We start from the raw sequence: 19,779 nt of genomic DNA, 5'->3' as shown, positions 1-19,779 counted from the left end.
ATGCTAGGCGGGCCGCACGAACTCCCACCCGGCCGCCCGCATATCGGCGATGGCCCCGGCGTAGCCGGCTGCGGTACCCGAGCCCGGATGGTTCATGTGGGAGATGACGACAGAACCGGGCTGCGCACCAACGACATTCGCGCGCACCCGGGCGGCCGGCAAGGTGGCGCCGCAGTCGCCGTTGACGCTGAAGCCGAGCGGCTGCAACCCGAGGTCGCGCACGATCTGCACGGCCACGTCGTCGTAGTGGGCGGTGCCCGGCCGGAACCAGGTGGGCGCCCGGCCGGTCAACGCGGTGAGCTTCAGCTGGTTGCCCCACACCTCGTCGACGACCTCGGCGGCCGACCGTGTGCCGGCGATGCCATAAGCGGCACGACCGGTCACCGACAGCGGCACATGACGGGTGCCGTGGTTGCCGATCTCGAACAGCGGGTTGGCGGCCAGCTGCGCGGCCCGGTCCGGGTGCTGGTCGATCCACCGGGAGTTGAAGAAGAGCACCGCGGGCACGTTGTTGCGCTGCAACGTGTCGAGCAGCGCCTCGTCGACACCGCCGCGGCAGGCGTCGAACGTCAGGGCGATCTGGCGCCCGCCCGCGGGGACCGAGGTGACGATCCCGGGCAGCGCCATCCCCCACTGGGTCGGTACCCGGCGCGCGTACTGGCCGGCGACGGCGCTCGGATCCTGCGCTGCGGCGCTCGGCGCGGCCAATGCCAGCGAACCGGCGGCCGCCGCCCCAGCAGCCAGGAAGGCGCGTCTGGTTATCACCGGACGGACGCTAGGCCGGAACTCTGAACACCGAGTGTCCGGAGCCTGTGAGTTCGCCGCGAACCACGTGAACGGCGGGCCACCCTATGGTTGAGAGTCGAGGAGCCGATGCTCGATGGCCACCAGGAGTCGATCATGTCGTTGGTAGTACCGCCTTATCCCCCGGCCCGGTACACATCCGATCAGCCGGAAGTCAGCGCCACGCTGCGACGCGGTGACGAGCCGCCCGATTACGACGCGCACGGCGTGATCCAGTACCACTACCTGGCGAACCACAAGAAGACCGCGGGCGACTACGGCCTGTACCGCGTCGACATCGCGCCGCACGGCGGCGGCCCGGGCCCGCATTTCCACCGCGCCATGTCCGAGGCGTTCTTCGTGCTGTCCGGCACCATGACGCTCTACGACGGCACCGACTGGGTCGAGGCCGGCCCCAACGACTTCCTCTACGTCCCGCCGGGCGGCATCCACGGTTTCCGCAACGAGGCCGACGAGTCCGCGTCGGTTCTGATGTTGTTCGCCCCGGGCGCTCCCCGGGAGGCCTATTTCGAAGGGTTCGGCCAACTCGCCGACATGACCGACGACGAACGTCGTGAGTGGTTCATCAAGCACGACAACTTCTTCGTGGAATAGCGCCCGGCGATCGGGCTGGGACCGGCGTTCCTCTCGAGCCGTGCACATTGAGTCATTTGTCTCTACCGGCCAGTAACACAAACATCCCATGATGTGCGTTGCCGTCAATATTTGTTCGATCCGTGATCGAACCGACGGAAAAGTCAGGTAGACGCTGCCGCCACCGTCCGGCCGCAGCGAATGAGAGGAAACCCATCTTGCACGCCGCCGTTCGATCGTCCGTCCTTTCCGGAGCCACACTGCTGACGGCAGGAGCCATCGCAGTCACTCCCGTCCAACCACTGGCGCACATGCCGTCGCTCCCGTCCATCAGTCACGCGATGTCGACCGCCGCCGTCAACCTGACCAGCAGTCCGTTCGACCTGTACGGCCAGGTGTTGGGGACGGCCACCGCAAACCTGCAGGCCGACCTCAAGTCCTATATGGAGCTGGGCCTGTTCCCGATCCTGCGCCAGGTGCTGACCAACCAGGTCGGCACCATCGGCGGTCTGGTCAACGCCCTCGGCGAGAGCGGCAAGGCCGTGGTCACGGCGCTGACCAAAGAGGTGCCCGGCTACCTCGGGGCCGCCTTCAACGACCTCGGCAAGGCCAACGTCGAGGGCGCGCTCAACAACCTCCAGCTGGCGATCGTGCTGCCCATCTTCGCCGCGATCAACCCGATCGGGCCCCTGCCGAAGGCCCTGGGCAACCTGATTTCGCAGCCGCTGAAGAGCGTCATCAACATCGCCAACGATCTGCCGAACATCCTGCTCGAGCTCGGCGTCGGCCTCATCGGACCGGTCGCCAGCACCCTGGGCGCGATGGGCACCGCCACCCAGAACGTCATCAACGCGGTGAAGGCCGGCGACCTCGGCAAGCTGGCGACCGCCGTCATCCAGGCGCCGGCCACCGTCATCGACGGCCTGCTCAACGGTGGCTACGGACCCAACCTCGGTGCGCTGCTGGGAATCAACATCCCCGGCTTCAACATCTATGGCGGCGGCCTGTTCGGCGGCGGGGCAACCGTCCCCGGCGGCACCACGATCGCCGGCACGGTGCAGGCGATCGTCGCCGTCGTGAAGTCGATCCTCAACGACATCACCCCGGCCAAGCCGGCTGCGACGGCCGCGACGACCACCACCAAGGCCGCCTCCGACATCACCGCCCTGCCCTCCACCACGGCCGCGACGGTGACGCTGAGCACCGCCGCGACGACCAAGGCCGTGACGACCGACACCGCGAGCACCGACAAGACCAAGACGGCCGGGTCGACGAGCGAGTCGACCGGTTCGGCAACCGAGGGCACCACCAAGGCCGGCAGCCCGACGGGCGATACCACCGGAACATCGAGCGACGGCACGGCCGGCAGCTCGAACACCGAGGGCACCACCAAGACCGGCACGTCGACGGGCTCGAGCACCGACGGCACGACGGGCTCGACCTCGGCCGGTGACGGCAAGTCCGGCGACAGCAAGTCGGGTGACACCAAGGCCGGTGACACCAAGACGGGTTCCAGCTCCAGCTCCAGCTCCAACAGCTCGGGCTCCGGTTCGTCCTCGTCGTCGTCCTCGTCCTCGTCCTCGGGCAGCGATGGCACCAAGACGACCACCCCCGGTCGCAAGGGCAATCAGGGCAAGGCGGGCTCCGACTCGGGTTCGAGTGCAGGTGCGGGTTCGACCTCGGGCTCGGGTTCAACCTCGGGTTCGGCCTCCGGATCGGACTCGGGCGCCAAGGGTGGCAGCACCAAGGGCGGCAGTGACAAGGGCTCTCACACCGGCTCGAAGACCAAGTCGAAGTCGCACAGCGCGGCCTGACGAGTAACACCGGTCGGCGGCGGCGGATTTTCCGTCGCCGCCGACTTTTCATTTGCGGCCGTCAGGGACGATCGCTCGTCCAGGTCGCGGGGCGCGCCACATCATGGATCTGATGACGGCTCGTGACACCGAGCTTGGGAAACGATCGATACAGGTGGTTGGACACCGTTCGCACCGACAGGTTCAAGATCGTCGCGATCTGCGGATTGGTGTACCCCTCGCTCACGAGGTAGACCACGTTGTGTTCCTGCGAGCTCAATGCGCCGGTCTGCACCGATGACGACTGCGGACGCACCCCGGCCGCCCGCAGTTCCCGGGTACACAGGTCGACCCACGGCGCCGCGCCGAGGTCCTGCATGACGGTCAGGGCCGCGGCCAACTGATGCTGGCAGTCCCGGCGGCGTCGGTGCCGGCGCAGCCAGCCGGCGTAGCTGATCCGCAGCCGCGCCCGCTCGAACGGCCAGCGGTTGCCGGCCGGATCGGCGAGGGCCTCGAAATAGCGCGCCCCGGCGGTGTCCGGATTGAGGACGGCGTCCGCGTGCGCGACCAGCTGGGTCAACCGCGGTGACACGGACCTGGGCAGATGACTCAGGATTCGGGCCAGTTGATCGCGGGCTTGGCCGATCCGGCCCGTCGACACCGCGGCCTCGGCGTAGTCCGGCAGCGCCAGATACGACGCATACGCGTGCACCGGCAATCCGGATTCGTCGAACAGTTCCGCCAATTCGGCGTACGCGGTCGTGTCCTGGTTCTCGGCCAGCGCGATCGACCCCGCGACGTGGTGTATCCACGCCGCCAGCGCGGGCCGGTCCCGGAAGTCGGCCAACGCGGCGGCCGACTTGAGTCGCTCGCGGCTGGTGGCGATCTGACCGCGTCGGGCCGCGACCGTGGCGATCACCAGATCCGCGATGCGGGCGACGACGGGAACGCCGGCGACGACCGCCGACGAGCTCATGGTGGCCGCCGCGTCGACGGCCTCGTCCCAGCGGCCCGACTCCACGAAAGCCCAGCACAGGGCGGTCGACGCCAAGCCGCCGAAGCGCGGTGCCAGCGCTCCGGTGTGTGCGCCGCGCAGGCAGCGCACCGCGAGGTCGGGTTCCCCGGCGAGCCAGGCCGACGCACCGACGGCGGTGAGCCCGACGGCGTCGCCGACCCGACCGGACAGCGCGATGATCTCCGGCAACTGCAGATGGGCCAGGTGCGGATCGGTGGCGGTGCGGATCCACAGCCGGTCGGCGAGCGCAGACACATTCCCCGGTGGCGCGCCGTCCTCCAACTGCCGTAGCAGACGGGTGACGCCGCATCGCCCCGCGGCGTCGTCGGCGATGAAACTCACTGTCGCGGCCACCCGGAGCGACTCCCAGGCGATCGCGGGGGCGATATCGATCGCCAGTCCGGCCGACTCGAGCAGCATGTCCAGAACCCGCTGATTGTCGGCATGCCAGCACCGCGCCGACCCCAACTCGGTGTGGGCACGCACCCGGGAGATGACGTCATCGACGCCGTCGAGCGCACACCGGCTGAGCGCCGCGGCCCAGTGCGGGTCACCGGCGTTGCGGGCCAGCGGCGCCGCCCGGACCAGATGCCGGGCGTGCTCACCGGCATCGGTGGTCAGCATCGCGGCGCGCTGCATGGTCACCGCGGCGGCCAGATAGCCGTCCCGGCGCAGCACCTCGTCGCAGGTGTCGGCCAGCTGCGCCGCCAGCGCATCGTCGGGTTTGAGCGCCGCGTGCGCGCGATGCCAGACCTGCCGGTGCGGCAGCGCCGTCAGGGCGTCGGCCAGTCGGAGATGCGCCGCCGAGCGGGCCGTCGCCGGCGCCCGGTGATACGCCGCCGACCGGATCAGCGGGTCCAGAAACCGCACCCCGCTCGACGTCACGCGGACGATCCCGGCGACCTCGGCCGGCGCGAGAATCTCGGGGTCCGCCAGCGCCGCGGGCATCAGCTGCCGCAGATCCTGGTCGGATGCCGCCGCGAGCACCAGCAGCGCGGCCCGCGTCGTCCCGGGCAGCAGCGCCAGGCGGCGGCTGTAGATACCGAGGCTGGCGGCGGGCAGCGCCAAGGGTTCGGCGGCGGGACCCACCGTGACGTCGTCGGCCGCGGCGGTCTCGGCGAAGGCGATGACGGCCGCCGGGTTACCCGCGGCCGCGGTCAGCACCTGCTCGCGCCGCAACCCGCGCGGTACGACCGGCTGCCGGTCGAGCAGCACCGCGGCATCGGCGCGCTCGAGCGGCGACAGTTCGATCTCGACAGCGCGGCCGCCACCGCTGAGGATCTTTCCGGCCGTGGCCGGGATCGCCAGCACGACGGTCAGGGACCGCCCTGCGCTGCGGCGGGCCGCGAACATCATCGCGGTGCGCGACGGTGCGTCGAGCCACTGCCCGTCATCGATGCAGACCAGGACCGATTGCTGCCGCTCGACGGCGCCGAGAAGTTCGAGCAGGGCCATGGCGACCCGGACGGTGTCGAGTTGCTCCCCGCTCGGCGATCGCAGCGCCTCGTCGATGATGCGGTGGTACTGCTCGGCCTCGCCGCCCCAACACCCGAGCGCGTGGATGAGCTGGTGCACACCGGCGAACGGGGTGTCGGATTCACCCGGCGTCCCGGCGATCGACAGCACCCGGAAACCGACCTCGCAGGCGTGGCGGCAGGCGGCGTCGAGCAGCGCGGTCTTGCCGGACCCGGCGGCACCGGAGACCACTACGGTGCGCCCGCGCGGGGTATCGCTGATCGCGGCCATCAACCTCGAAAGCTGTTCGCCGCGACCGACGAGCTCCGGTGGCGGCACGGCCAACCGCTGCTGACAGGGCTCAGCGACCACACCACCTCCTGTGATCCACATCCCACCCGATGCCGAACGTTAGGCAGGCCTCACTCCACTGTCAACTAATTAGTTAGTTAGCAAACGCCGACCAAGAAGCTAAAATCCCCGAAATGGGCCACCCGCGGGATTCCGACGCCACTCGCGCGCGGCTGCTCTGCGCGGCGACCACCGAATTCGCCCAGTACGGCATCGCCGGGGCCCGGGTTGATCGCATCGCCGCCAACGCCGGCGCCAACAAGGCGCAGATCTATCACTACTTCGGCAGCAAAGATCAGCTGTTCGACGCCGTCTGGGCTTCGATGACACAGCGGTTCTTCGCCGACAGCCCGGTGGTCGCCGACGACCTGCCCGGCTATGCCGCGCACCTGATCGACGTCTACGCCGGCCAGCCCGAAGTCGGCCGGCTGATCGCCTGGCACCGACTCGAACGGGCCGACGACTCCGCCGCGGGCTTTCCCGGCGAGACGATGCACGAGCAGATCGCGTCCATCGCCGCCGCCCAGGCCGAGGGCAAGCTCACCGGTGAACTTCCCGCGCCGGTGCTGTTCACCCTGGTCCTCACCATCGCGTCGATGTGGCACAACCTCAGCCCCACACTGCTCGCCGTGATCGGCATCGACGACCACGCCCAGCGCAAGGCGATCGTCTGCGACGCGGTGACGCGCCTGATCACCACGTCGGCCGGCGACACCGACGAGCCGAGCGCCAGGACACGCCGGGCAAATGTGCATCCGCCAAACCCGTTGCCCTAGACTGCCCTTCGACCAAGGAGGAGTCTTCGGGTGCGGGCTTATGCAGCGCCCAGCACCCAGGCTTTGCGGGGCTGGCAGCGTCGGGCTTTGGTGCGGTATCTGACCGCCAAGCCACGTGATTTTCTGGCGGTCGCAACGCCGGGCGCAGGCAAAACGACCTTCGCCCTGCGGATCGCCGGCGAGTTGCTGACGGAGCGCACCGTCGACCAGGTTGTGGTCGTCGTCCCGACCGAGCACCTCAAGACGCAGTGGGCGGAAGCCGCCGCGCGCGTCGGCATGGCGCTGGACCCCAAGTTCAGCAACTCGACGGGCCAGACGTCCTCGGACTACCACGGCATCGTCGTCACCTACGCCCAGGTCGCGAGCCACCCGACCAAGCACCGGGTGCGCACCGAGAACCACAAGACGCTGGTGATCTTCGACGAGGTCCACCACGGCGGCGACGCGAAGAGCTGGGGCGAGGCCATCCGCGAGGCCTACGACGACGCGACGCGGCGCCTCTGCCTGACCGGGACCCCGTTCCGGTCGGACGACAGCCCCATCCCGTTCGTGCAGTACGAGCCCGACGGCAGCGGCCATCAGCAGTCGGTGGCCGACCACACCTACGGCTACTCCGACGCGCTCGCCGACGGCGTGGTGCGCCCGGTGGTGTTCATGGCCTACTCCGGTGAGGCCCGCTGGCGCGACAGTGCCGGCGAGGAGCACGCGGCTCGACTCGGCGAACCGCTCACCGCCGAGCAGACCGCCCGGGCCTGGCGCACCGCACTGAACCCCGAGGGTGAATGGATGCCCGCGGTGATCGCGGCGGCCAACAAGCGGCTGGGCCAGTTGCGGCAGAGCATCCCGGACGCCGGCGGCATGATCATCGCCACCGACCAGACGACGGCCCGCGCCTACGCCAAGTTGCTGCACACCATCACCGGTGAGGAGGCGACGGTCATCCTGTCGGATGACCCGACGGCGTCGGCCCGCATCTCACAGTTCTCCGAGGGCACCAGCCGCTGGCTCGTCGCGGTCCGCATGGTGTCCGAGGGTGTCGACGTGCCACGGCTCGCGGTCGGCGTGTACGCCACGAGTGCGTCGACTCCCCTGTTCTTCGCGCAGGCCATCGGCCGGTTCGTGCGCCTGCGCCGCAAGGGTGAGACGGCCAGCATCTTCCTGCCGTCGGTGCCGAATCTGCTGGAGCTGGCCAGCGAGCTCGAGCGTGAGCGCAACCACGTGCTCGGTAAGCCGCACCGCGTGTCCGACGGGCTCGACGACGAACTGCTCGAGCAGGCGCAGAAGAAGGAAGACGAGAAGTCGGAGCTGGAGAACGGCTTCGAGATGCTCGGGTCGGACGCCGAGCTGGATCAGGTGATCTTCGACGGCTCGTCGTTCGGTACCGCGACGGAGACCGGCAGTGACGAGGAAGCCGACTACCTGGGCATCCCGGGTCTGCTCGACCCCAGTCAGATGCGGGATCTGCTGAGCAAGCGCCAGGACGAGCAGCTCCAGAAGCGCAGCGCCAAGGCCGCCGCCACGGGCGCACCGCCTCCCCCCATGACCACGCACGGCCAGCTCCGCGAGCTCCGCAAGGAGCTGAACCTGCTGGTTGCTGCGTTCCATCACCGCACGGGCCGGCCGCACGGCTGGATTCACAACGAGCTGCGGCGCCGGCACCCCGGTCCCCCGGTGGCGGCCGCGACCCGCGAACAGCTGCAGGACCGCATCGCCGCGATCCGCAACATGCAGCGCGAGCTGACGGCCTGACCCCTAAAGCCCGAGCAGCTCCGGCAGATCAGCGACGGAGTCCACCACGTAGTTCGGCTGCATCGCGAATTCGTCTGCGGCCCAACGGTCCAGCGTGTCCTGGCGGAACTTGCCGGTGCGCACCAGCACGCCCGTCATGCCGACGACCTGGGCTGCGAGCACGTCGTTGTTGAGGTCGTCGCCGACCATGTACATCTCTTCGGGTTCGACGCCGAGCCGCGCGGCCGCGGTGAAGAACCCAGCGGGTGCGGGCTTGCCGACGGCGGTGCCCTGATAGCCGGTGGTCTGTTCCAGCCCGGCCAGATAGAGCCCGGTGTCCACCCGCAGGCCGTCGGCGGTGTTCCACGCGTTGCTGCGGTGCATGGCGACCACGGGGACGCCGCGGGCCATCCAGTCATAGACCCAGCTGAGGGTCAGATGCGTGTATTCGGGTCCCGCGCCACCGAGCAGCACCACATCGGGCGTGTCGGGCTGCTGCGATCCAGCGAAGTCGGAGGCGTACACCAGATCGACACCGGGCATGTCGGCACCGATCTGGCCGCTGTTCACCAGGAAACATCGGGCGCCGGGATAGCGGTCGCGCACGTAGTCGGCCGTCAGCACCGCGGCGGTGACGACCTCGTCGGCGGCGACGTCAATGCCTGCCGCACAAAGCAATTCGGCAATCTGCTCCCGGGTCCGCGTGGTGGTGTTGGTCAGGAACGAGCGGGCGATCTGGTGCTCCTCCAGCGCCCGCAAGGTCTCGGCCGCACCGTCGATCGGACGCCACGAGGTCACCAGGACACCATCGATGTCGAAGAGGACCCCGCCGATTGCCATGGTGCCGACAGTAAACGCCCGCCGCTCCCGCGCAACTCAGGCGGTCCGCTCGGTAGTGTCTTCGGCCATGACCACCAAATGGACCGCCAACGATGTGCCGGACCAGACAGGGCGGGTGGCGATCGTCACCGGCTCCAACACCGGGCTGGGTTACGAGACGGCACGGGTATTGGCGGGCAAGGGCGCTCGCGTGGTGATGGCGGTGCGCGACACCGCCAAGGGTGACGACGCCGCCGTGCGGCTGCGGGCGAGCACCCCGAACGCGGACGTCGTCGTGCAGAAGCTGGACCTGGGTTCCCTGGCCTCGGTCCGCGCGGCGGCCGACGACCTGCGCGCGGCCTATCCGCGGATCGACCTGCTGATCAACAACGCCGGCGTGATGTATCCGCCCAAGCAGACCACGGCCGACGGCTTCGAATTGCAGTTCGGCACCAACCATCTCGGCGCCTTCGCGCTCACGGGCCTGCTGATCGAGAACCTGCTGTCCGTCCCGGGCTCGCGGGTGGTGACGCTCGGCAGCATCGCGCACCGCATCCTCGGGAAGATCGACTTCACCGACCTGCAGTGGGAGAAGCGCCGCTACAACCGGGTCGCCGCCTACGGTCAGTCGAAGCTGGCCAACCTGATGTTCGCCTATGAGCTGCAACGCCGGCTCGTGGCCACGAACGCCGAAACCATCTCGGTCGCGGCCCATCCGGGCATCTCCAACACCGAGCTGATGCGCCACATCCCCGGCTCCGGCCTGCCCGGCTTCAACCAGATCAGCGGACTGGTCGCCAACAGCCCCGAGGTCGGCGCGCTGGCCACGCTGCGGGCTGCCGTCGACCCCGACGCGCGGGGCGGCGAGTATTACGGCCCGTCCGGTATCCGGCAGCTGGTCGGCCACCCGGTGCTGGTGCAGTCGAGTGCCCAGTCGCACGACGCCGGCATCCAGCGGCGGTTGTGGACGGTGTCCGAAGAGCTCACCGGCGTCACCTTCACCATCTAGCGCTATGCGGACCGTCGAGGAACATCAGCAGGTCGTCGCCGGGTTGATCAGCACCCGGCCGGCCGTCGCCGTACCGCTGGCCGACGCCCTCGGGCTCGCCCTTGCCGAGGACGTGGTGGCGCCGCTGTCGCTGCCCGGTTTCGACAACTCGGCGATGGACGGTTACGCCGTCCTGGCCGCCGACGTGGCCACCGCCTCCGCCGACAACCCGGTGAAACTGCCTGTCGCCGAAGATATTCCGGCCGGCCGCACCGACCTGCTGACCTTGGCGCCCGGCACCGCGCACCGCATCATGACCGGCGCCATGCTGCCGGCCGGGGCCACCGCGGTGGTCCAGGTCGAGGCCACCGACGGGGCGACCGACGTCGTGTCGATCTACTCGGCGGTCCCCGAAGGCCGGAGCATCCGCCGCGCCGGCGAGGACGTCACCGCCGGGATGACGGTGTTGCCCGCCGGCGAGGTGCTGTCGCCCGCGGCCCTGGGCCTGGCCGCCGCCCTGGGCCTGGCCGAGCTGAAAGTGATTCCGCGGCAACGGGTCCTGGTGCTGTCCACCGGAACGGAGCTGGTCAAACCGGGCACACCGCTGCAGCCGGGCCAGATCTACGAGTCCAACGCCGTGATGCTGGCCGCCGCGCTGCGTGACGCCGGAGCCGACGTCACGACCGCCCCGGCGACCTCCGATGACGTCGCGCTGTTCCGGGAGACCCTGGCCGGTCACGCCAGAGACGTCGACCTGATCGTCACCACCGGCGGCGTCAGCGCCGGCGCCTACGAGGTGGTGAAAGAGGCGCTCTCCGACGTCGACCCGATTGCCGGCACCGCCGGCGGTGTCGAGTTCGTCAAGGTCGCCATGCAGCCCGGCATGCCGCAAGGAGCCGGCCGCTTGGGAGGCACTGCGAACGGCACCGCAATCGTGACGCTGCCGGGCAACCCGGTCTCGGCGCTGGTGTCGTTCGAGGTGTTCATCCGGCCGCCACTGCGCGCCGCGATGGGGCTGCCATCCGAGAGGCCGCGCCGCTCGGCGACCCTCACCGAGAAGCTGACCTCCCCCGCCGGGAAACGCCAGTTCCGCCGCGGCGTGCTCGGCACCGATGAGCAGGTGAGCAGCTACGGCCCGCCGGCGTCGCACCACCTGCGGTGGCTGGCGACGGCAAACTGCCTGCTGGACATCGGCGAGGACGTGGTCGAATTACCGGCTGGATCGCCCGTGCCCGTCTGGGATCTCAGTTAGAGCCCCGCAAACCGTAGAATCGAGTCCCCATGGCCAGACCTGCGCGTCCCCCAGCTGACACTCCAGAGTCCGAACTGTCACGTTTCGTCGACCTGGTCCGTTCCACCGTTCCCCCGATCCACCCGGCCGGGCTGCCGTTCGTCGGCGGTGCCCTCGGTGTCGCCGCCATCGGCCACCGCAAGCGCTGGGTCCGGGCGGCCGGTCTCACCGCGGCCGCCGCGTGCGCCGGGTTCTTCCGGCATCCGCCGCGGACACCACCGAGCCGGCCCGGCGTCGTCGTCGCGCCGGCCGACGGCCAGGTGACGCTGATCGACGAGGCCGTCCCGCCCGCCGAGCTGAACCTGTCCGACGAGCCGCTGCCGCGGATCAGCATCTTCCTGTCCCTGTTCGACGCGCATGTGCAGCGCGCGCCGGTGGCCGGTGAGGTGATCACCGTCAAGCACAAGCCGGGCCAGTTCCTGTCCGCCGACAAGGCCGAGGCCAGCGAGGACAACGAGCGCAACAGCATCTGGCTGCGCACCGCCGACGGCCATGACGTCGTCGCGGTGCAGCTCGCCGGTCTGCTGGCCCGCCGCATCGTGTGCAACACGCACCCGGGTGCGCACCTGGCGCTCGGCGAGACGTACGGCCTGATCCGGTTCGGCTCCCGCCTGGACACCTACCTGCCCAAGGGCTCGGTGATCGGCGTCGAGATCGGGCAGCGCGCCATCGGCGGCGAGACCGTGCTGGCAGAACTCCCGACCACCGGATCGCCGGCATGAAACCCCGGATCAAGACTCCGCAGGTGAGCCTGCGGAAGCTGGTCCCCAGCGCCCTGACGGTCGCGGCCATCTGCCTGGGTCTGACGGCGGTCAAGTACGCGCTCGACCACCGGCCCACCGAGGCCATGGCGCTGCTGGCCGGTGCCGCGATCCTCGACGCGCTCGACGGCCGCGCGGCCCGGATGCTCAACGCCACGTCCAAGATGGGCGCCGAGATCGACTCGCTGGCCGACGCCGTGAACTTCGGTGTGGCACCGGCGTTCATCGTGTACGCGACGCTGCTGGAGCACAACACCTCGCCGCTGGCCTGGATCGTGGTGCTGCTGTACGCGGTGTGCATCGTGCTGCGCCTGGCCCGCTTCAACGCCATGCTCGACGTGGAGGGCCCGGCGTTCGAGAAGGAGTTCTTCACCGGTATGCCGGCCCCGGCCGGCGCGATCGGCGCCATCGGCCCACTGGCGGCCAAGATGCAGTTCCCCGGCCCGTGGTGGGATTCGCACTGGGGTCAGGTGTTCATCTGCATCTGGCTGATCGGTGTCTCGCTGCTGGTGGTCAGCACCGTGCCGATGCGCAAGGTGCACACCTTCGCCATCCCGCCGAACATGGCGTTGCCGCTGTTGGCGCTGCTGGCCATCCTGGTGGCCGCGTCGGTGATGTACGGCTACATCGTGATCCTGGTGATCATCGTCGCCTACGTGCTGCACATCCCGTTCGCCATCCGGACCAAGGCCTGGCTGCGTGCGCACCCCGAAGTCTGGGATGACAAACCCAAGGAACAGCGACAGGCACGCCGCGCCATCCGTCGTGCGCAGCCGCGTCGCACCGACCGCGGACAGCGCCGGTCCACGGCCCGACTGCGGTTGCGTAGGCCGGGTCCGCGTCGATGACGCAGGGCGTGCGGGACGCGGCGTCACCTGAACCCCCACCGGGCCAATTGCGGCTCACCGCACGGCTCAACACTTCCGCACTCGACGCCCGTCGCGGCGTGGTGATGCTGCACCCGGAAGCGATTGCCGCCCTGGGCATCCGCGAGTGGGATGCGGTGTCGCTGACCGGCACGCGCACCACCTGCGCGGTGGTCGGCGTGGCCGCCGCCGGGACGCCCCCGGGCACCGCACTGCTCGACGACGTGACGCTGTCCAATGCCGGCATCCGGGCCGACGCGCCGGTGCTGGTGTGTCCCGCGAGGGTGTACGGCGCCCGCTCCGTGACCGTCAGCGGTTCGCGGCTGGCCAGCAGCTCGATATCGCCGGCGACGTTGCGAATGGCATTGCTGGGCAAGGTGATGACGGTCGGCGACACGGTGTCGCTGCTGCCGCGCGATCTCGGGCCGGGCACCTCGACGTCCGCGGCGACCGCGGCGCTGGCCACCCAGGTCGGCATCACCTGGACCTCGGAACTGCTCACCGTGACGGGCGTCGACCCCGCCGGCCCGGTCAGTGTGCAACCGAATTCGGTGGTCAGCTGGAGCGACGCGACCGTCGTCGCGGCCACCGCAGCCGCACAGCCGGTGATCTCCCCCGCTGAAACCGTTGATGCCCAAGCTTTTTCGATCGACGATCTCAAGGGCATGACCGCCCAGGTGACCCGCCTGACCGAGTGGCTCAAGCTGGCCCTGGACGAGCCCAAGTTGCTCGAAACGTTGGGCGCCACCGCCAATCTGGGCGTCCTGGTGACCGGGCCCGCGGGCGTCGGGAAGGCCGCCATGGTGCGCACGGTGTGCGCATCGCGTCGACTTGTCGAGCTCGACGGGCCGGAGGTCGGGGCACTGCGTGCGGAGGACCGGCTGGCCGGTGTCGCGGCTGCGGTGAGTTCAGTGCGCGACGGCGGTGGCGTCCTGCTCATCACCGACATCGACGCACTGCTGCCCGCCGTCGCCGAGCCCGTGGCCACGCTGATCCTCACCGAGCTCCGCAAGGCCGTCGCCAGCCGCGGTGTGGCATTCATCGCGACATCGGCTGTGCCCGACGGTGTGGACGCGCGCCTGCGCGCGCCCGATCTCTGCGACCGCGAGCTGGGACTCACCCTGCCCGACGCGGCCACCCGCAAGGCGCTGCTGGAGGTCCTGCTGCGGTCGGTTCCCGCCAAGGAGCTCAATCTCGATGAGATCGCCCAGCGCACACCGGGATTCGTCGTCGCCGATCTGGCGGCCCTGGTGCGTGAGGCCGCGCTGCGGGCGGCCGCCCGAGCCAGCGCCGACGGTGCCGAACCGGCGCTGACCCAGGATGATCTGACCGGCGCGCTGTCGGTGATCCGGCCGCTGTCGCGGTCGGCGACCGAGGAGGTCGCGGTCGGGTCGGTGACCCTCGACGACGTCGGCGACATGGTGGCGACGAAACAGGCGCTGACCGAAGCGGTCCTGTGGCCGCTGCAGCACCCGGACACCTTCGAGCGGTTGGGCGTGGAACCGCCGCGCGGGGTGCTGCTCTACGGGCCGCCCGGGTGCGGCAAGACGTTCCTGGTGCGGGCATTGGCCAGCTCGGGCCGGTTGTCGGTGCATGCCGTCAAGGGCGCCGAGTTGATGGACAAATGGGTCGGCTCGTCGGAGCGTGCGGTGCGCGAATTGTTCCAGCGCGCACGCGATTCCGCGCCGTCACTGGTGTTCCTTGACGAGATGGACGCGCTGGCGCCGCGCCGCGGGCAGAGCTTCGATTCCGGCGTCACCGACCGCGTGGTGGCCGCATTGCTCACCGAGCTGGACGGCATCAACCCGCTGCGCGACGTCGTGGTGGTGGGTGCCACCAACCGGCCGGATCTGATCGATCCCGCGCTGCTGAGACCGGGCCGACTGGAGAAGCTGGTGTTCGTCGAGCCGCCCGACGCCGACGCCCGTCGCGACATCCTGCGTACCGCAAGCAAATCCATCCCCCTGACGCCCGAGGTCGACCTCGGCGAGCTGGCGGGTGAGCTCGACGGCTACAGCGCCGCCGATTGCGTCGCCCTGCTGCGCGAGGCGGCGCTGACCGCGATGCGCCGGTCCATCGACGCCGCCGATGTCACCGCGGCCGACGTGGCCAAGGCCCGTGAGACGGTGCGGCCGTCACTGGATCCCGTTCAGGTGCAATCACTTCGGGAGTTCGCCGAGGGCCGCTAGGACCCTGCCAGACCCACGACGGCGCGCATCGCGGCCCGGACGCGGCGTTCCAGCTCACCGGAGTCGGTGCTGTCGAACTTGCCGTCCAGGAACAGGAACGCCAGGCCGTGCACCAGCGCCCAGACGGCGTCGCTCAACGCGTCGGCGTCGGCATCCGGGAACACGCGGGCGACGTTCGCGTGCAGGTAGGCCGAGATCGCCGCGACGGCGTCGGTCCGCTCGGAGCTGCCGGCATCGCCCTGCTCGCTGAACATCGTCCGGAAGAGGGCGGGACGCCGCAGCGCGAACTGGACGTAGGCGATGGCGACGTCGGCGATCTCGTCGGCCGTCGACGGTGACGGGCTGACGGCCACGAGGTCCTGAGCCAGTTCGCGATAACCGACGGCCGCGACGGCGGACATCAGCGCGTCACGGTCCTGGTAATGCCGGTAGGGGGCGGCCGCGGTGACCCCGGCGTGCCGGGCGACGGCGCGCATCGACAACGCCGCGGCGCCCTCCTCTTCCAGCAGCGCCAGCGCCGACTGCACCAGCGCGGTCCGCAGATCGCCGTGGTGGTACGTCACTTTCGACGTCATCATGCGTCCCGTCTCACAAATGTTGACACTGTTTACATTGCCCCATATAAATGTGAGCAGCGTTTACATCATATCGACCGAAGGCAGCCGACCACCGATGAACCAGCCTCTACCCCACCACCACGTCGCGATCGTGGGCACCGGCCCAGGAGCCCTCGCGGCGGTGGTTCGGCTGCACCAGGCCGCGGTCGACGACGTCGTTCTGGTCGAACACGACATCGACGACGCGATGGCATTGCACTGGCAGACGGACCGGCAACGCTGGCACATCACGACCGCGAGCGGCGAACAGACGGCAACCCACGTCGTCGTCGACACCGACGCCCTGGCGGACCGAGTGTTCGGCACCGAGGGCGTTTCCATGGCCGAGAGCTGGGACGGCGAGCCCGGCGCCTATCTGGGGACATCCGTCCACGGCTTCCCGAACTGCTACCTGGTGCACGGCCCTGACATCGGCCTGCGCCACAACTCGGTCGAACAGATGCGGGAGTCGCAGGCGGACTACGTCGCCGCGGCAGTGTCCTACGCCCGCGACTTCGGCTTCGCCGCGGTCGAACCGACCCCCGCGGCCCAACAGAACTATGCCGGCTTCCGGCCGCGCGGCACTGCCGATTTCCGCCGTCGAACCAACCGCTTCACTCCGAGGGATCATCTGGTCCAGCGGCCGGCGCGCGAGCCGGTCGCCGTCAGCGCGGCGGTTCGCCCCGCCACCGAAAACTGTTGACGTACTTGCCCATATCCGCGGCCAGCTCCAGGCTGGCCCCGGTCGGCGGGCCGGACCCGGGACCGAATTCGCTGAACGGTCCGGCCGCGGCGGCGACCAATGCGAGGTCGTCCTTCACGGCCACCATGACCAGGATGCGGGTCCGTGACGCGACGACGTTCTGTCCGTCCGGCCAGTCGTCGGCCGCGACGCCGTAACCCGGGTGGTATCCCACCAACGTGTTGGGTATCTCGTAGGCCACCCGGGAGTCCGGGAACTTGTCCAACAGCAACGTCATGGTGATGTCCTTGGCGTCACGGCCGCGCGCCGGTTCCCCCCACAGCCGCATGATCCCGCCGGTGCCACCGGTGTATTGGGCCGTCACGCCGACATCGTCCATCGTCACCGAGTAGGCGGTACCCGGCGCCGGATAGGAGACGCTGAATGCGCCGTCTGGAGCGGTGAATCGCGGGTTGATCACCACGGGCTTCCCCATCAGCGGGTGACCGCAATTGGGCGGGCACTGATACCGCGCCACCGGTTGGGTCGTCGCGGCGGCGACGCCGACCAGCCCGAGGGCGAGCACGACGACGACCGCGGTCCAGATCCCGACCAGCCGCGGCGCGGACAGCGCTCGCTCGGTGTGGACCGCGTCGTCGCCGGATTCTTCGTGCCGCAATGTCATCCGCAGGACCAGCCGGAGCAGCAGCACCCCCAGCACCGCGAACGCGACGTGCCAGGCCAGCTTCGCCCACTGCGAGATGTCGGCCGAATCCTCGTCGCCGAGCCACACGTGCGCCAGTACCGGCACGACCGCGATCAGCAGTACCCGCCACCAGATCCGGTTGCCGCGGGGCCGGAACCACAGTGCGGCACCGAGCATGCCGGCAGCGGCGGCCGCGGTGGCGGGCATGGCGATGCCACGGATCACGGCCTCGATGAGGAAATCCGCCAACGGCTGGTCATGGTCGACGAGCCCCGAATCCAGCTGGGCGAACATCCGGACCATGGTCGTCGCGGCCGTCACGCCGAGCGCGCCGGCCGCGCCGATGACGTAGCCGTACAACGCCTTTCGGTCACCGGGACTGAATACCCGGAGGAGCAGGGTGGGCGCGATGACGACCAGGGCCTCCACCGCCGAGAGCCCGGCCTCCAACGTCCGCAGATGCACTGCGGCAACGCCACTTTCGAGCGGGACGCCGTAGGCGCGTGCGACGACAGCCCCGGACCCGAAGGCGAACGCCACGCCGAACGCCATGCCCAGGCCCGCGCTCACGAGCAACCGGACCTTCGCCGGACCCCGGTAGTCCAGCTGTCGGACGTACAGCGCGAACAGCAGCGGAATCCCGACGGCCACAGTCGAGATGAACAAACCCGGAAGTCGCAGCGCCGCGGCGCCCGCGAGCCAGGCGACGAAGGCGACCACCCCGATCTGGAACGACCGGTGGGTACGTGCCGGCAGCTGTGGGAACAGTGTGCTCACCAGTCCGATGCCGCTCATCCGGTCGTCCCCTGCGCCACGAGCAGGCTGCGCGCCAGCTTGTCGACATCGGGCGTGCCCAGGCCGGTGACGGAGTCGAAGCCGGGGCCGGCCATCGCTATCGCGTTACCCCCGACGGTGACATCGTGGAACGCCGGGAGTCGGCCGGCCCGCTCGAGGCGGTACAACAACGGGTTCAGGTCGCCGAGCAGTCGTCCGCCATGATCCAGCAGGTACTGGTCGATCACCGCGGCCATCCCGGCCCAGATCGGCGCGGACATGGACGTGCCACCGGCCAGCACCGTCTCGCCGCCGAACACCATGCGGGCTCCGGTGAAGAAATCCGCGACCGCCGAGACGTCGGGGACGAGCCGCTTGTTGCGGCCGCGGTCCGATGGCACACCCCGTTGCCATGCCGGCCGGTCGAACAGCGCGGACACCCCGCCCCCACTGCCGTGCGTCAGCGGCACGTCGAACCAGGCCAGTTCACCCAGCCACTGGCCGTGTTCATCGGTGGACAGCGTGGTGCCGCCGACGGCCGTCATCTCGGGTACCGACGCCACCGAGTCCAGTCCGATGTCGTCGATGCTCGGCGGTGCCGACCAGTCCTGCCCGCCTTTGCATTCCAGGCCCGCCAGGTCGCCACTGGCGTCGAAGGCGGTGGTGCCGCTGCGGTGCGCCCGCGCCAGCGCCGAGCGCACCGGCGCCAGATCGGCAGCCGTGAGCATCTTGTCGCAGCCCCAGCCGATCGACAGGCTCCACTCGGCGCCGGGGAAGCGCCGGTCGGCGTCGGCCATCATCTCGCCGATCTTGCGGTAGGCGCCGTCGCCGGACACCGTCGGCCGGGCATTGACGTAGACGGTTTGGGCATCGGGCGCGATGGCGTGGGCCATCTGCAGATCCATCGTGGTTTCGCCGGTGCGTTCGGATGGCATGTCACCCACCACGATGGGGGTGAAGCGCGGCAACTGGCTCAGGTCGGCAAACATGTCGAGATCGGATTGATCGAAACCGTCGAAACCGAAGATGACGATGGTGCGGCCCTTGCCCGTATATCCCTGATCGGACAGCGGAAAGACGTTGTAGGCGCGGCGCAGATCCTGGGCCGTGAGACCACCGGCGGGGACGTCGCGCGGCATGATCAGCGGCCGCGACTCCCGAAATGGCGTGAAGCCGAGGAGCCTGCCGAATCCGCTCAACTCGGGCACCAGCGACGGCGGCAGCTCAGGCTGACTGGTCGCGGCGTAGAAGGTCTGCCCGCGGCGCCCGCGGTAGTCGCGGACATCGACGCGCAACGCCCGCGCCATGGCACGGGCGTCGCCTTCGACCGTGGCCCAGTCGTCGCCGGGCCGCCATTGCACCGAAAGCCCTGCGGCACTTGCCCATTGGATCAGCCCATCGGGCCGCGTGGCACGTGTCAGCGCAGCGGTGAGTTCGACGTGGGATGCTGCCGACGGGCCGAGGTCGACCGACGCCGAGAGCAGATGGGCCAGCGGACCGGACAGGGCCAGTCGGCCACCCCGTTCAGCAGGCGGGCCGGCCGACGCCAGCGCCGTCAGCCCGGCTGCCACCAGTACTGCGCCGATGCGCCGTACGGCGCATCGGCGACTTA

At 69.8% G+C, this 19,779-nt stretch carries 16 protein-coding genes; 10 read left to right on the top strand and 6 right to left on the bottom strand.

Going from position 1 to position 19,779, the window contains the following annotated elements:
* Positions 1–3 precede the first annotated feature (3 nt).
* Positions 4–765 carry a polysaccharide deacetylase family protein gene (locus H289_RS0112435; protein ID WP_029105146.1) on the bottom strand — a complete coding sequence of 254 codons (762 nt, stop codon included), beginning with the start codon at positions 763–765 and terminating at the stop codon, positions 4–6.
* A gap of 135 nt (positions 766–900) precedes the next feature.
* Between H289_RS0112435 and H289_RS0112430 the strand changes: the two genes are divergently transcribed.
* Positions 901–1,398, top strand: coding sequence for a cupin domain-containing protein (locus H289_RS0112430; protein WP_029105145.1), 498 nt, complete (start codon positions 901–903; stop codon positions 1,396–1,398).
* A gap of 290 nt (positions 1,399–1,688) precedes the next feature.
* Complete coding sequence (locus H289_RS0112425) at positions 1,689–3,191, top strand: hypothetical protein (RefSeq protein WP_020101124.1); 1,503 nt, start codon at positions 1,689–1,691, stop codon at positions 3,189–3,191.
* A gap of 61 nt (positions 3,192–3,252) precedes the next feature.
* On the opposite strand, the gene H289_RS0112420 is transcribed toward H289_RS0112425, so the two are convergent.
* Positions 3,253–6,012 (bottom strand): helix-turn-helix transcriptional regulator, encoded by a 2,760-nt coding sequence (locus H289_RS0112420; RefSeq protein ID WP_020101123.1) that lies wholly within the window; start codon positions 6,010–6,012, stop codon positions 3,253–3,255.
* Positions 6,013–6,125: 113 nt separating this feature from the next.
* Between H289_RS0112420 and H289_RS30410 the strand changes: the two genes are divergently transcribed.
* Positions 6,126–6,767 (top strand): TetR/AcrR family transcriptional regulator, encoded by a 642-nt coding sequence (locus H289_RS30410; RefSeq protein ID WP_020101122.1) that lies wholly within the window; start codon positions 6,126–6,128, stop codon positions 6,765–6,767.
* Positions 6,768–6,797: 30 nt separating this feature from the next.
* Entirely contained in the window at positions 6,798–8,516 is a 1,719-nt protein-coding gene (locus tag H289_RS0112410) for a DEAD/DEAH box helicase (RefSeq protein WP_029105144.1), read from the top strand.
* Between the two features lie 3 nt (positions 8,517–8,519).
* Here H289_RS0112410 and H289_RS0112405 read toward each other — a convergent pair whose 3' ends face one another.
* A complete protein-coding gene (locus tag H289_RS0112405) occupies positions 8,520–9,335 on the bottom strand; it encodes an HAD-IIA family hydrolase (RefSeq protein ID WP_020101120.1) in 816 nt (271 codons plus the stop codon).
* A 67-nt stretch (positions 9,336–9,402) separates the two neighbouring features.
* Here H289_RS0112405 and H289_RS0112400 point away from each other — a divergent pair, with 67 nt between their 5' ends.
* The 5 genes from H289_RS0112400 to H289_RS0112380 are packed head-to-tail and all read left to right on the top strand — an operon-like array spanning position 9,403 to position 15,409.
* On the top strand, positions 9,403–10,323 hold the full coding sequence (locus tag H289_RS0112400; protein WP_020101119.1) for an SDR family NAD(P)-dependent oxidoreductase: 921 nt from the start codon (positions 9,403–9,405) through the stop codon (positions 10,321–10,323).
* A 4-nt stretch (positions 10,324–10,327) separates the two neighbouring features.
* Positions 10,328–11,554, top strand: a complete 1,227-nt coding sequence (gene moeA / locus H289_RS0112395; protein WP_020101118.1) for a molybdopterin molybdotransferase MoeA — start codon at positions 10,328–10,330, stop codon at positions 11,552–11,554.
* A gap of 29 nt (positions 11,555–11,583) precedes the next feature.
* On the top strand, positions 11,584–12,315 hold the full coding sequence (locus H289_RS0112390; RefSeq protein WP_020101117.1) for a phosphatidylserine decarboxylase: 732 nt from the start codon (positions 11,584–11,586) through the stop codon (positions 12,313–12,315).
* Positions 12,312–13,202, top strand: coding sequence for a CDP-diacylglycerol--serine O-phosphatidyltransferase (gene pssA, locus H289_RS0112385; protein WP_020101116.1), 891 nt, complete (start codon positions 12,312–12,314; stop codon positions 13,200–13,202). Before H289_RS0112390 ends, pssA begins: the two co-directional genes overlap by 4 nt.
* Complete coding sequence (locus H289_RS0112380; RefSeq protein WP_020101115.1) at positions 13,199–15,409, top strand: AAA family ATPase; 2,211 nt, start codon at positions 13,199–13,201, stop codon at positions 15,407–15,409. Before pssA ends, H289_RS0112380 begins: the two co-directional genes overlap by 4 nt.
* On the opposite strand, the gene H289_RS0112375 is transcribed toward H289_RS0112380, so the two are convergent.
* Positions 15,406–15,987: a TetR/AcrR family transcriptional regulator gene (locus H289_RS0112375; protein WP_020101114.1), complete on the bottom strand. Its 582-nt coding sequence runs from the start codon at positions 15,985–15,987 to the stop codon at positions 15,406–15,408. The two genes, H289_RS0112380 and H289_RS0112375, sit on opposite strands and share 4 nt — an antisense overlap.
* Positions 15,988–16,081: 94 nt before the next feature.
* Between H289_RS0112375 and H289_RS0112370 the strand changes: the two genes are divergently transcribed.
* Positions 16,082–16,708: an NAD(P)/FAD-dependent oxidoreductase gene (locus H289_RS0112370; protein WP_020101113.1), complete on the top strand. Its 627-nt coding sequence runs from the start codon at positions 16,082–16,084 to the stop codon at positions 16,706–16,708.
* Here the strand turns inward: H289_RS0112370 and H289_RS32390 are convergent.
* Positions 16,671–18,188: a hypothetical protein gene (locus H289_RS32390; RefSeq protein WP_020101112.1), complete on the bottom strand. Its 1,518-nt coding sequence runs from the start codon at positions 18,186–18,188 to the stop codon at positions 16,671–16,673. The genes H289_RS0112370 and H289_RS32390 overlap by 38 nt on opposite strands.
* Positions 18,185–19,738 carry a S53 family peptidase gene (locus H289_RS0112360; protein WP_020101111.1) on the bottom strand — a complete coding sequence of 518 codons (1,554 nt, stop codon included), beginning with the start codon at positions 19,736–19,738 and terminating at the stop codon, positions 18,185–18,187. Before H289_RS0112360 ends, H289_RS32390 begins: the two co-directional genes overlap by 4 nt.
* Positions 19,739–19,779: the final 41 nt, after the last annotated feature.

This window comes from Mycobacterium sp. 360MFTsu5.1 (assembly GCF_000383495.1).
Classification (GTDB): Bacteria; Actinomycetota; Actinomycetes; order Mycobacteriales; family Mycobacteriaceae; genus Mycobacterium; species Mycobacterium mucogenicum_B.
This window is presented reverse-complemented; position numbering and strand designations above follow the sequence as displayed.